11 protein-coding genes and 1 pseudogene are annotated in these 12732 nt (G+C 70.5%); 1 reads left to right on the top strand and 11 read right to left on the bottom strand.

All coding sequences use genetic code 11. The features are described from left to right. Positions 1-38 precede the first annotated feature (38 nt). A pseudogene (locus tag ETD86_RS47120) lies at positions 39-347 on the top strand (phosphatase PAP2 family protein); the annotation flags it as partial. A gap of 67 nt (positions 348-414) precedes the next feature. Here ETD86_RS47120 and ETD86_RS47115 read toward each other — a convergent pair. From ETD86_RS47115 to ETD86_RS47065, 11 genes are all read right to left on the bottom strand, one after another. Further along, complete coding sequence (locus ETD86_RS47115; protein WP_138673143.1) at positions 415-603, bottom strand: hypothetical protein; 189 nt, start codon at positions 601-603, stop codon at positions 415-417. Positions 604-817: 214 nt separating this feature from the next. Then, positions 818-1006, bottom strand: a complete 189-nt coding sequence (locus tag ETD86_RS47110; protein ID WP_138673142.1) for a hypothetical protein — start codon at positions 1004-1006, stop codon at positions 818-820. Further along, on the bottom strand, positions 1003-1383 hold the full coding sequence (locus ETD86_RS47105; RefSeq protein WP_138673141.1) for a class I SAM-dependent methyltransferase: 381 nt from the start codon (positions 1381-1383) through the stop codon (positions 1003-1005). The genes ETD86_RS47110 and ETD86_RS47105 overlap by 4 nt, the downstream gene beginning before the upstream one ends. 71 nt (positions 1384-1454) lie before the next feature. After that, positions 1455-2492, bottom strand: a complete 1038-nt coding sequence (locus tag ETD86_RS47100; RefSeq protein ID WP_138673140.1) for a LacI family DNA-binding transcriptional regulator — start codon at positions 2490-2492, stop codon at positions 1455-1457. Positions 2493-2497: 5 nt separating this feature from the next. Next, positions 2498-6400 carry a carboxypeptidase regulatory-like domain-containing protein gene (locus tag ETD86_RS47095; RefSeq protein ID WP_138673139.1) on the bottom strand — a complete coding sequence of 1301 codons (3903 nt, stop codon included), beginning with the start codon at positions 6398-6400 and terminating at the stop codon, positions 2498-2500. A 76-nt stretch (positions 6401-6476) separates the two neighbouring features. Beyond that, positions 6477-7169, bottom strand: a complete 693-nt coding sequence (locus ETD86_RS47090) for a cupin domain-containing protein (protein ID WP_138673138.1) — start codon at positions 7167-7169, stop codon at positions 6477-6479. After that, entirely contained in the window at positions 7166-8071 is a 906-nt protein-coding gene (locus ETD86_RS47085; protein WP_138673137.1) for a DUF6807 domain-containing protein, read from the bottom strand. Before ETD86_RS47085 ends, ETD86_RS47090 begins: the two co-directional genes overlap by 4 nt. Beyond that, positions 8068-9174, bottom strand: a complete 1107-nt coding sequence (locus ETD86_RS47080; RefSeq protein ID WP_138673136.1) for a Gfo/Idh/MocA family protein — start codon at positions 9172-9174, stop codon at positions 8068-8070. Before ETD86_RS47080 ends, ETD86_RS47085 begins: the two co-directional genes overlap by 4 nt. Before the next feature lie 22 nt (positions 9175-9196). Further along, complete coding sequence (locus tag ETD86_RS47075; protein WP_138673135.1) at positions 9197-10480, bottom strand: ABC transporter substrate-binding protein; 1284 nt, start codon at positions 10478-10480, stop codon at positions 9197-9199. Between the two features lie 16 nt (positions 10481-10496). After that, positions 10497-11324 carry a carbohydrate ABC transporter permease gene (locus ETD86_RS47070; RefSeq protein ID WP_138673134.1) on the bottom strand — a complete coding sequence of 276 codons (828 nt, stop codon included), beginning with the start codon at positions 11322-11324 and terminating at the stop codon, positions 10497-10499. Next, positions 11317-12240 (bottom strand): carbohydrate ABC transporter permease, encoded by a 924-nt coding sequence (locus tag ETD86_RS47065; RefSeq protein ID WP_138673145.1) that lies wholly within the window; start codon positions 12238-12240, stop codon positions 11317-11319. The genes ETD86_RS47070 and ETD86_RS47065 overlap by 8 nt, the downstream gene beginning before the upstream one ends. Between the last annotated feature and the right edge of the window lie 492 nt (positions 12241-12732).

Here is a 12732-nt window from a genome sequence, read left to right as displayed (position 1 = left end):
CTTGAGCACCTCGGCCGACGCCGCCGTTCGCCGAGTACGTCTCGGGGCACAGCACGTTCAGCGCGGCGTCGGCCGAGGTGCTCAAGCGGTTCACCCGCGGTGACACGTTCGGCGGCCAGGCGGTGATCGCGGCGGGGTCGTCGCAGGTGGAGCCGGGGGTGACGCCGGCGCAGGACGTGACGTTGCGGTGGGGCACCTTCACCGAGGCCGCCGATCAGGCGGGTGTGTCGCGCAGGTACGGAGGCATCCACTTCAGGAGCGGCGACCTGCAGGGGCGCGCGCTGGGCCGGGCCGTCGGCGGCGCGGCGTGGGACCGGGCCGCGTCCTACTGGGCCGGACGCGGTTAACCTTGTCATGGCGGCGCCCGCTCTCCTGCGCGAGAGCGGGCGCCCTTTGTGCGGCTGGGAAAAGTGGTCAGGCCACGTTCTCCTCGGCTTCGCGCTCCAGCGTTCTGAGATCGAACGCGCCCGACTTGACCGCCGTGGTGAACGCCTCCCAGTCGCGACGAGGCACCTCGAACACCAGCTCGGGGTTGTCGTCGTGCACGAGCTCCACGTGGTCGTTGATCCGCTTGGCCGCGACGCGGCCGGCGTCATGAGTCATGCCGCATTCCTTCCGACGAACACTGCGAAGGTCCTGCCCCGGCCCGCCGTTTCTCAGGAGAACCGGGGCGGATGCGGGCAGCCTGTCACCCCGATGGCACCTCCGGCCACCGGTTCGGAAACACGGGGGGATAGAACTTCCTCCATACGGCGGTGGGTTTCTTGCCCTTCGGGGCAAGAAAGCGCACCGCGGCCCCGGCGGAGCACCTCGCCCCCTACGTGTGAGGACCGGTGGCCAGGAGGGCGAAGCGGCGGGCTGTGGCGCGGAGTGGACGGCCCTGTCGCATGGCGGAGTGCAGGGCGCGCAGCCGGCCGTCATACCTGGCCACGTCGAAGTCCGGGACCTGCCACGGGACCATGCGGAGGAACAGGACCAGCGCGCCGATGTCGTGGAACGTCGTCAAGAAGGTCCCCGCACGGCTCCACGTGACCTCGAGGCCGGAGGAGGCGGTGGTGAGGGCCCAGTCGCGGTTCTGGTGGGGTGGAGCGCCGAGGGTCTCGTTGATCTCTTCGAGGTCGCGGCCCCGACCTGCTGGGTGACGAACGTGCCGCCGTCGGCCAGAAGGCGGCCGATCTCGCGCGGGTCGTACGCCTCGTGGCGGTTGATGATCAGGCCGAACGAGCCGGCAGGGAACGGCCCGGTGGTCTCCGTCACCTCGACGCCCAGTGGCTCCAGGCGGCGGCGGGCCACCGGGACGTTCGCCGCGTAGCCTTCGGTGACCACGGTGCGGGGCGGGAGCGGGGTGATGAGCGCCTCGTGGATCAGCTCGTCATAGCCCATGGCTCATGATCATGCCCTGAGGCGGGACCGGCGTGCCCGCCATTTTCCGGCCGGGCGGCGTGCCCGCCCTTTCAAGCCGTGCGACGGGGTGGGGTGCTCTCGCGGAGGACGACGTCGGCGGGGAGGCCGACGTCGCCGGTGTCGCCCGACAGCGCGAGGCGCACCGCGGCCGAACCCGCCTCCCGGAGCGGCACCGCCACGGACGTCAGCGCGGGCACCACGTCCACCGCCGACCCTATGTCGTCGAAGCCGGCCACCCCGATGTCCCTGCCCGGCACCACGCCGGCGTCGCGGAAGGCCGTCATGGCGCCGATGGCCATCACGTCGTTGACCGCGAACACCGCCTCCACGTCCTCGACCCCCCGCTCCACCAGCCGGCGGGCGGCGTCGTGGCCGCCCGCCCGGGTGAAGCCGGTCTCGATCGCGACGGGGTCGGGGACCCCGGCCGACCGCAGCGCGGCCAGGAAGCCGGCATGGCGGTCGCTGGACGTGCGGATCTCGGCGGGCGCGTGGAAGACGGCGAAGCGCCGGTAGCCGGCGTCGAGCAGGGCCCGTGCGAGCCGCTCGGCGCCGCCGTGGTTGTCGATGGTGACGGTGCTGAACGGAAGGTCCCGCTGACTGATCATGACGACCTGGCCGCCGGCCGTCCGGTACTCCTCCAGCTCCTCCACGAGCGCGTCCCGGGTGCTCGTGCCGGCGATGCGGCTGCCCGCGACGATGATGACGCGGGGCCGCTGCCCGCGCAGCGTCTTGACGATCTCCAGCTCCCGCTCCGGCGACCCGTCCGCCACCGCCATGGTGACGATGAGCTGGGCGGACTCCGCCGCCTCTGTGACCCCGGCGGCGATGGAGGAGAAGTAGGGGTCGGCCACGTTCCTGACCACCAGCGCGACGGTCCTGGTCGACCCCTTGGCGATGGCCTGCGCCGACAGGTGCGGCTCGTAGCCGAGCTTGGCCGCCGCCGCCCGGACCCGGGTGGCGTTCTCCGATCTGACGTTGCGCACGCTGCCGTTGAGCGCGCGCGACGCCGTGGCGATGGAGACGCCGGCCTCCCTGGCGACGTCATGGAGGGTCGGCGGGGAGGAAAGGGTCTTCGACCCGTCATCCATACCGGTCATTTTGTCACCAGCGTCAAGGGTTTGCTCTTCGTGACGCCGGCCGCGTTCTCCAGCTCGGCCACGTACGTGTGCGTGCCGGCCGGCCGGTCCCGCAGCACGGTCGCGGCGCTCTGCGCGGCCGGGGTGGCGGCGTCGAGCCGCTGGGTGTCGACGAGGACACCGTCCTCGTAGAGGCGGTAGGTGGTCGCGTTCGTGCCCCACCACATGTTCATGCGGATCGTGTAGTCGCCGTCGCCGTCCCAGTTGTCGGAGCTGAGCACGGGCTCGCCGGGGTCGGCGTCGGTCACCTCGGCCTTCACGGACGTGGTGGCGGTGCGGCCGGCCTGGTTGAGCAGCTCGCCGGTGTAGACGTACGTGCCGTTCTTCCTGCCGGTGAGCGAGACCGTGGCCTTCTGCGCCGACGGGGTCTTCGAGGTCAGATCGCGTCTGGCGATCTCCTTGCCGTTCTCGTAGAGGACGAAGACGCTGCCGTTGACGCCGTACCAGAGGTTCATGGTCACGTCGTGCGTGCCGTCGTGGAGGCCGTGCTGCCGGCCGCTCGTGGTCGAGAGCGCGGCGCGGGCGGGCGGCGCGGTGGCCCCGTCCTGGGGCAGCCCCGGGCCGGTGACCTTGATCTTGTACGTCGTGTCCGCGGTGCCGTCCTCCGACACCACCTTGATGGCGATCTCGGCGGGGACGATGATCGCGGGCGACTTCGTCCCGCTCGTCACCGAATGGTCCTGGACCGTGATGGCCGACCGAGGGTTGAGGGCGGTGGGGGTGAAGGCCACGCGGTCGCCGGGGATGGCGAGCTCGTACTCGTGGACGTCCGGGTCGAAGGCCGGGTCGAGGGTGCCCGCGTCGGGGACGAGGGCGGACAGCGTGGTGTCCTGGGCCAGCGACCGCCGCTGGATCCGCAGGGTGTGGGCGCCTTCCGTGCCGTCCTCGGCGGTGACCACGACGCGGACGTCCGCGCCGGTGTCGCCGAGCGTGATGCGGCGCGTGGCCTGGGCGCCCTCGGTGCGCTCGCCGTCGATGGCGACCGACTTGGCGAACGGGCTGCGCGCCACGGCGGTCACGTCCACCTCGCCGACCCGGGCCGGCACGTCCAGCACCAGGTCGTCGTCGGGCGGGCCCTGGCTGGTGTCGACGCTGAGCAGGGCGGTGTCGTCGCGGGCGAGCCCCACGCCCTGAGAGACGCGGATGTCGTCGAGGTCGATGTCGCCGTAGTTGGTGCTGTTGGCGTAGTAGTCGATCTGCGCCACGGTGTCCATCGGGTTGCGGAACGCGGCGTCCTCCAGCACGCGTCGGCCGTCGATGAGCAGGTCGAAGCGCTGGTTGACGGTGTCGATCACGGCGGCGACGTGGTACCGGCGGCCGGGCTCGTACGTGCCGACCGTCCGGGTCGTGGCCCCCGCGTAGGCGACGATCGTGTTCTTGGTGAAGGCCACGCTGACGGCGTTCTGGCCGGCGGCGTTCCTGATGTAGGGGACGGACCACCAGTGGTTGCCGGAGGTGTAGGCCTGCCGGCTCATGACGTTCGCCTCGACGGTCACGATGCCCTTCAGCGCGAACGTCCGGGACACGCTGGTGCTGCCGCTGTTCACCGTGCGGCTGAGGCGCGCGGTGTGGTCGGCGGTGACCTCGACGCCGCCGCCGGCAGGGCTGACCGTGAGGCCGTTGCCGCTGGTCAGGGGTCCGGCCGGCAGATCGTTGAAGTCGTGCACGGCCACGTAGGCCGGGATGGGGCGGGCCAGGAGGAGGGAGCCGGCGTCGGTCGCGGTGGCGGCCTCCACGCGCAGCCCGGACCGGGCCGCGGCGACGTACCCGCCGGCCTCGGCGCGGAGCGTGTAGCCCTCCCCCACCGGCACGTTCTCCACCGTGAAGCCGCCGTCGGCGCCGCTGGTGGCGGTGGCGAGCGTCTGGTCGCCGTCCTTGACGGTGACGCTCGCGCCCGGCAGCGGCTGGGCGGCCTGGTCCAGCACGCGGCCGGTGATCGTCCCGACCACGCTGGTGGAGGCCATGGTGAGGTGGACGGTGGCGGTGTTGCCGAAGCGCACGTTCACGGTCCCGGAGGCGGTCTGGTAGCCGTTCCTGGTGGCGGTGACCTCGACGCCGTCGGCGAACGGGATGTTCGCGAGCGTGAACCTGCCGTCGGCGCCGGTCGTGGCCGTGACGCCCGCGGCGGTCACGGTCGCGCCGCTGATCGGGGCGCCGGACGGGGTGCGCACGGTGCCGATGACGGCCTCGGCCGTCGCGCCCTCGGCGGTGGTGTACTCGAAGGCGCCCAGGTCGGGGCCGCCGTTGTACAGGGTGGCGCCGGCGTAGTCGCGGCCGCCGTTCCCGGCGATCTCGGCGCCGGTGTCGATGGCCGCCGACCCGGAGGTCACGCGGAGGCCGTGCGCGGTCTCCAGCCGCGGCCCCGTCTCCGGTGTGCCGTAGGGGCCGTCGAGCGGGGCGGCGGCGAACCGCGGGTCGGCGATCACCGCGGCGCCGTCGCCGGGCGGGACCTGCAGGTCAGCGCCGCCGTACAGGTTGTGGCCGTAGGTGATGGTCGGGCTGGTCGTCAGCGCGGCCGCGGCGCGCGTCGAGTACAGGACGTTGTTGGTGATGGCGTAGCGGGCTTCGAGGTAGCTGCCGTACCCGTAGATGAGGTACGCGGATCTGTCGTTGTAGATCGTGTTGTTGTAGATCTGCGCGGTGGCGGCCCGGTCCGAGTGCAGGTAGATCTGGTACCGGGAGTTGCTCGCGATCACGTTGTTCCTGACGATCGCGTCGCCGAAGGCGAACTGGCAGAGCAGCACGCCGTCGCCGTTGCCGTGCAGGTAGTTGTACTGGACGACCTGCCGCGTGGTGCCCTTGTCCGGGTCGATGCCGTTGGAGTCGGCGCCGCCGGCCTTCTGCTGCGTCTCGTACACCTCGTTGAACTGGAACGTCACGTCGTCGGCGTAGTACGTCTCGATGCCGGAGGTCCCCGTGCGGTAGACGACGTTGCGCTCGATGAGCGCGCCGCGCACGTTGGTGACGTACATGCCGTTGCAGCCGTACGCCGTGCCGGCCTGGGTGACGAAGTTGTTCCTGATGACGATGTTGGTGTGCGGCGTGAACTTGGGGTCGTCCGGGCTCTGCCGGGTGCCCCAGCCGGTGGCCTTGGCGATCGTCTCACCGGCGTCGTTCTTGCCGTCGCCGGTGTACTGCTTGACGACGATGCCGGCGAACGACGTGTTGGCGACGTGGGAGTTCTGGATCACCACGTCGTTGAGCACGGTCGCCCGCTCCGGCGGCGCGTTGATGTCCGGCACCGTGGTGTCGAACACGATGCCGCCGGTCTTCTTCGAGCCGTCCCAGCCGGTCTGGAACCGCACGCCGGGCGCGTTGTTCTCGATGCTGCCGCCGATCCAGTTGACCTGGCCGGTGACGTCGTGCACGTGCACGCCGTCGATGACGAACCCGTCCAGGGTCTGGCTGTTGTCGCCGGAGACGTGGATGCCGCGCAGGTCACGCAGGTTCTCCCCCGGGGCGCCGGTGGCCGGGACCTCGTTGGTGACCTCCAGGTTGCGGATCGCCCAATGCTCCTGGTTGAACAGCCGGACGGCGTCGCCCACCTGGCCGGCGCCGTCGATGCGCGGCTTGCCGCCCTCGCCGTACCTGTCGATGGTGATGGGCGCGCCGCTCTCGCCCGAGCCCTTGGGCCACAGCCGGCCGGTCCACCGCTGGCCGGCGCGGAGCAGGATGCGGTCGCCGGGGGCGAACGTGGTGGCGCTCACCTTGTCCAGGCTCTTCCAGGCGTGCGCCTCGTCCTGGCCGGAGGCCGCGTCGTCGCCGGTGGCGGCGTCGACGTAGTACGTCGTCCCCGCCTGTGCGGCGGCGGGCTGGGCGGGAAGGGCGAGCGCCGCGACCATGGCGGCGGCGGTCACCATGCGCAAGAGGATACGGACTAAGGCAGCGTTACGTGGCATCTGCCGCGCTCCTTGTGGGGGGTGTCGTCCGGGATGTTCAGTGGATGATCGGGTTGGCCACGTCGTGTGCGCGCAGGTGGCCGCACATGCCCCACCGCTGCTGCGGCGGGCTCTCCATCAGCGCGGACCGCAACAGGTGCGAGCCGTCGCCGCTGCCGAGGGCGTCGAGGATCTCCGCGGTACGGCGGGTCTCCTGATCGACCGTGCGCTCCCAGATCTCCCGCCAGCCCGCGACCTTGGGCCGGACCAGGGCGACGGCGCTGTCGTAGAAACGCTGGAGCTGCTCGGGGCCGCCTTCGGCGAGGCGCAGGAAGCCCTCGACCGCCAGCTCGCGCCGCCGGACGACCGCCTCCTCGACGCCGTCGGCGGGCAGGGTGGCGGTTTCGCGGTAGCGCTCCGGGTCGGCCACGATCTCGGGCGGGAACGTCATGACCGCGTCGCCGGCCTCGGGCAGGCCGGCGTTCGACATGACGACCACCACTTCGAGGCCGCCCCGGTTGATCGCGCGGTGGATCGTCCCCGGCGTGAACCACACGGTCGAGCCGACGCTGAGCTCGGTCTCCTTGAGGCCGTTCGCGTCCAGGGTCTGGAGCGCGCCGTGCCCGCCGACGACGACGTACGCCTCGGTGGAGGCGGTGTGCAGGTGCGGCGTGCCGCCCTCCAGGCCGTCGGCGCACGCGCCGGTGTAGACCGTCAGCCGGCTGATCGAGGTGCCGCCGGGGAACGTCATGCCAGCGCCGCCCGTCCCTGCTTGGCCAGCAGCGCCGTGCCGTCCTCGCCGCGGTCGCCGTCGGCGATCACGACCGCGTACCTGAAGCGCAGCGTCTCGCCGTCCGGCAGCGGCACCTCCTCGCTGAAGAACGGCGCCGGACACAGGCACGCGAAGTCCTCGCTGCGGGCGAACCACTGCGGCGGGTGCTGCGGGTTGGCGGCGTCGTCGACCATGACGATCGTCGAGTGCTCGCCGGTCTCGTCGTGCCGGCCGCGGAAGCCGAACCACTCGGCCCGCGTGCCGCGCAGCTCGTCGCCGCCCGCGCCCGCAGGCGACTGGATGATGCCGCCGGTGAACGACCGGGGGCCGCGCCAGAACAGGCCGCCGTACCCGGCGTTCTCGCGGCCCTTCGTGGTCGGGGAGCCGAAGTCGAGGGTGCCGCCCGACACGTTCGTCATGGTCGTGTCGAACACGAGCGCCCACGTCGCCTCGTCCAGCACGGTCGCGGCCAGCGTGCGCCGCTCCTCGATGACCGGGGCGCCGGCCTGGGAGGTCCAGCCGAGCGTGTGCCCGATCTCGACCCGGCCGCCTTCGGCGGTCAGCGTGGTCATCTCGCGGTGCGTGGCGCTGCCGTTGTTCTCCAGCTGCACGTAGAACTTGCCGTGCACGTACGTCGGCCCGCCCCAGAAGTTGTGCTCGCCGACGTGCGGCAGCGACCAGGCGATGCCCTTGTGCCACACGTGGTCGTGCGGCCGGAACAGCGACACCAGCGCGCCGCGGAGGGTGCGGATCGGGTGCACGTACGGCTTCGGTGACTCCAGCACCGGCGTGTCCGGGCGGTAGATGTAGCTGAACAGCTCGACGTCGCCCGCCGTGACGGTGACCGACCGGCCGAGCGCGTGGTTGGCCTGCAGGGTCACTTGTTCCTCACCTTTTCCCACGGGGCGCCCGTGCCCTCCATCGTCGGGGCGAACGGGCTGTCAGCAGTGATCTGTCCACTTCGTACGCGCTCGCCGGTGAAGGCGGAGGCGTACAGCGCGGCGATGAACTCCATCGTGCGCCTGGCGTCCGCGGCGGTCACCGGCGGCGCCTGGCCCTGGTCGAGGGCGTCGAGCACGGCCGACAGCCAGCCATCGTGGCCGCTCGTCTCCGTGCTGTGCCCCTGCGCCCACAGTCCGGACACGCCCTCGTGCCCGGGCGCGGGGGTGATCGTCCAGTCGTCGTCGGTGTAGCCGTACAGGTGGTCCACCTCGACGGTGGCGTGCTCGTAGTCGAACCGGAGCTGGGACGTCTGCCGCGGCGAGACGACCGAGTTGACGATCGTGGCGACCGCGCCGCTCTCGAACGTCACCAGCGCCATCGACACGTCCTCGGTGTCCACGTCGCGGGCCTGGCGGGCGGCCACCGCCGTGACCTCCCGCCACGGGCCCAGCACGGAGAACAGCAGGTCGAACTGGTGGATGCCGTGCCCCATCGTCGGGCCGCCGCCTTCGGACTCCCAGGTGCCGCGCCACGGGACCGCGTAGTAGGCCTCGTCGCGGTACCACTGGGTGGCGCAGGTGGCCAGCAGCGGGCGGCCCAGCTCGCCGGCCTCCTGCAGTCGGCGCAGGCGTACCGCGCCGGTGCCGAAGCGGTGTTGCAGGACGGTCGCGACGTGCCCGGCCGAGCGGCCCTCGGCCTCGATCAGCGTGTCGAACTCGGCCAGCGAGAGCGTCGGCGGCTTCTCGATCAGCGCCGTCGCCCCGGCTTCCAGGATCTCCAGCGCCTGCGGCGCGTGCAGCTGCGGCGGGGTGCACAGGTGGACGAGGTCCACCTGCTCCTCCCGCAGCAGGTCGGTCAGGCTCGCGTGGGCGCCGGGGACGTCCCACGTCTCGGCGAACGTCTTGGCCCGGCCGAGGTCCACGTCGGCCACGGCGACGAGCGTCGCCCTGCCGCCGGAGGCGGCGATGGCGCGGGCGTGAGCGGTGGCGATCCCACCGGTGCCGACGATCGCGGCCCGGTAGTTCCGATGAGACAAGGTCATAACTCCTGGTGGGAAAAGGGGGTCAGGCGCCGTCGATCTCGGCCTGGAGCTCCTTGATGAACGACTTGGCGGCCTCTTCCGGCGACTGCCGGTCGAACAGCACCTCTTCAGTGTGCCGCTTGATGATCGCCTCGAGGTTACTGGCCCCGTTCGGGGTGACCCTGGGGGCGGTGCCGACCTTGATCGTGTCCAGGAACTCGACCGCGGCCTTGTCCGTCTCCCCCAGCTTCGGGATGATGGCGGTGCGGATCTTCGTGTTCGCGGGCACGCCGCGGTCGGTCAGCATGATGTCCGCCGCCTCCTGGCTGTTGGCCAGGAAGTCCACGAACAGCGCGGCCTCGGCCGGGTGCTTGCTGCGCGAGGAGATCGACCAGAACATGGAGGGCTTGTAGTACGCGGCCGGGGAGGACGCCTGCGCCTCGCCGGGCAGCTTGAGCAGCTCCAGCTTGGACCCGCTGGCCGCCGACAGCGACGTCAGCTGGGTGTTCCACCAGGTGGCCAGTGCGGAGGCGTTGGTGGCGGTGCCGGACTGGTCCAGCGGGCCGCCGGCCCGCTCGATGGTCACCGACGGCTGCGGGGAGACGCCGGACTTGGCCAGATCCTTGATGAAGGCCCAGTAGCTCGCCAGCACGTTCTCCGGCACGGCGACCTTGCCCGCCTCGTCGAACAGGGCGGCGCCGTGCTGCCGAGTCCAGATGTTCAGGCTGCCGGCGTCGAAGCCGAAGGACTGCACGCCGGTGACCTTGCCGCCGCCCGCCTTCGACACCGCCTCGCCGGTCTTCTTGAAGTCCTCCCAGGACCAGGTGGCGTCGTCCGGGGCCTTGACCTTGAACTGGTCGAGGAGGTCGGTGTTGGCGACGATCGCGTACGTGCTCAGGCCGACCGGCAGGGCGTACTGCTTGCCCTTGACGATGCCGGTGTCCAGGGCGGTCTTGTCGAAGTCGGCGGTCTTGAGGTGCTTGGACGCGGTGCCGAGGTCGAGCAGGGCGCCGCGCTCGGCGTACGAGGCGAGGTAGAGCTCGTCCATCTGGATGATGTCGGGCGCATCGTTCGCGGCCACGGTGGTGGCGAGGCTCTCCCAGTAGCCGTTCCAGTCCTTGAACTCGCCCTTGACGGTGATGTTCGGGTACTTCTTCTGGAAGATGTCGATCACTTGCTGGGTGCGCTTGTGCCGCTCGTCCGCGCCCCACCAGGTGAAGCGGAGGGTGACCTGGTCCTTCGACAGTTCCTGGCCGGCGCTGCCGCCGCCGCTGCCGCAGGCGCTGAGCATGAGTGCCGCCGCGGCGGCCAGTGCGATTCGTCGCATGATGATTCCCTGGGGGTTACTTGCCGCCGGTCGTGGCGATGCCCCGGATGAGGTACCGCTGGCCGACGAGGAAGGCGAGGAAGACCGGCGCGAGGGACACGACGCTCATCGCGAACATGGATCCCCACGAGGTCTGGACCGTGGCGTCCACGAACGAGCGCAGCGCCACCGGCACGGTGTACATCTCCGGGTCGGTCAGGTAGATGAGCTGGCTGAAGAAGTCGTTCCACGTCCAGATGAAGGTGAAGATCACCGTCGTGGCGAGGGCCGGCATCATCAGGGGCAGGATGATGCGCAGGAAGATCCGGGCGTGGCCGCAGCCGTCGATCCTCGCCGCCTCGTCCAGCTCGCGCGGCAGCCCCCGGATGAACTGCACCATGAGGAAGACGAAGAACGCGTCGGTGGCCAGGAACTTCGGCACCACCAGCGGCAGGAACGTGTTCACCCAGTCGAGCTGGGAGAACATGATGTACTGCGGGACGATGATCACGTGGATCGGCAACATGATCGTGCCGAGCATGATGGCGAACCACAGGCGCTTGCCGGTGAAGTCCAGCCTGGCGAACGCGTACGCCGCCATCGAGCAGGACACCAGGTTGCCGATGATGCAGGCCAGCACCAGGATCGCCGAGTTGGCCAGGTAATGGCCGAACGGGGAGGCCAGGGCGCTCCAGCCCTCGCCGTAGTTCTGGGTCTGAAGGGTGTCGAGGATCAGGCCGGGGCGGCGGAAGATCTCGTTGTTGGGCCGCAGGCTGCTGACCACCATCCACAACACCGGATAGAGCATGACCAGTGCGAGCGCGATCAGCCCGGCGTGCTTGAGCACCTTACGGAGTTCAGTCATCGTAAACGACCCAGAATTTCGCGGCCCAGAAATTGATGGCGGTGAAGGCGGCGATGATGACGAGGAGCAGCCAGGCGAGCGCCGAGGCATATCCCATGTCGAAATTCCCGAATCCCCGCTGATAGAGGTAGAGCGTGTAGAAGAGGGTGGAGTCCGAGGGCCCGCCACTGCCGCCCGAGACCACGAACGCCTGCGTGAACGACTGGAACGCGTGGATCACCTGCAGGACCAGGTTGAAGAAGACGATCGGCGACAGCAGCGGGATGGTGATCTTCCTGAACTGGGTCCACTTGCCCGCCCCGTCGGTGGCCGCGGCCTCGTAGTACATCGCGGGGATCTGGCGCAGTCCCGCCAGGAAGATGACCATGGGCGCGCCGAACGTCCACACGTTCAGGACGATCAGCGTCCCCAGCGCGCTGCCGGGGTCGGAGATCCAGCCCTTGCCCTCGATGCCGACCATGGCCAGCACCTGGTTGAACAGGCCGTCGGCGCCGAAGATCTGCCGCCACAACACCGCGATGGCCACGCTGGAGCCCAGCAGGGACGGCAGGTAGAAGGCCGAGCGGTAGAACGCGAGCCCGCGCAGCCCGCGGTCCAGCAGCAGCGCCAGGGCCAGGGCGCAGGCCAGCTGCAGCGGAACGGAGACCAGGACGTAGACCAGCGTCACCCCGAGCGCCTTGTGCAGGCGCTCGTCACTGAACATGCGGATCCAGTTGTCCAGGCCGTTGAAGACCGGCGGCTGGATCAGGTTGTAGTCGGTGAAGCCCAGGATGAAGGAGGCCGCGATCGGGCCGGCCGTGATGAGCAGCAGGCCCGCGAACCAGGGCAGCAGGAACACGAACGCGGCCTGGTTGTCTCGCTTCGCCGTCAGGCCCTCACGGTTGCCGCCGAGGGTGCCGCCGCTGCCCTTGCGCATGCGCTGTAGCTCGCCGAGAGCGCTCACGCGGGCCTCCTCGACGGGATCATCAGTAACCTCCTGTCACCGCTGCGTTGAGCGGGAAAACGTATTCCGCAGTTTGCATGCCTGTAACGCGACCGTCAAGAGCGGGTCTGGGGCAAACCTGGCGAGCGTGATCGCGACGGCCGTCACGCGACGTGAGCGCGTACCCAGCCGGCCGTTATGCCGCTGTGACCTGCTGCGATGCGTGCCGCACCGGATGACCGCACGGTCCCGGGCACGTCACCGGGCCGTTTCGCGAGGCTCTCCGCCCGGCTCGGCATGGTCGCCCGGTCCTTCGGGCGGCAGCCCCGGCCGGCGCCGCCATGGTCTCAGCCATCGTCACGCTGGGTAATATCGCGTCCGGCGCGGGCGGCGCCGGAATCGCACGCCGGCGCACCGCGGGAGCGCCGTCATCGAGCAGGGCGGACGCCGCCGGGTCAGGGGCGGGGAGTGCGGACGCCATCAGGG

The organism is Nonomuraea turkmeniaca (genome assembly GCF_005889735.1).
Classification (GTDB): Bacteria; Actinomycetota; Actinomycetes; order Streptosporangiales; family Streptosporangiaceae; genus Nonomuraea; species Nonomuraea turkmeniaca.
The sequence above is the reverse complement of the archived record's forward strand: the minus strand, read 5'-3'. Positions and strand labels throughout refer to the sequence as shown.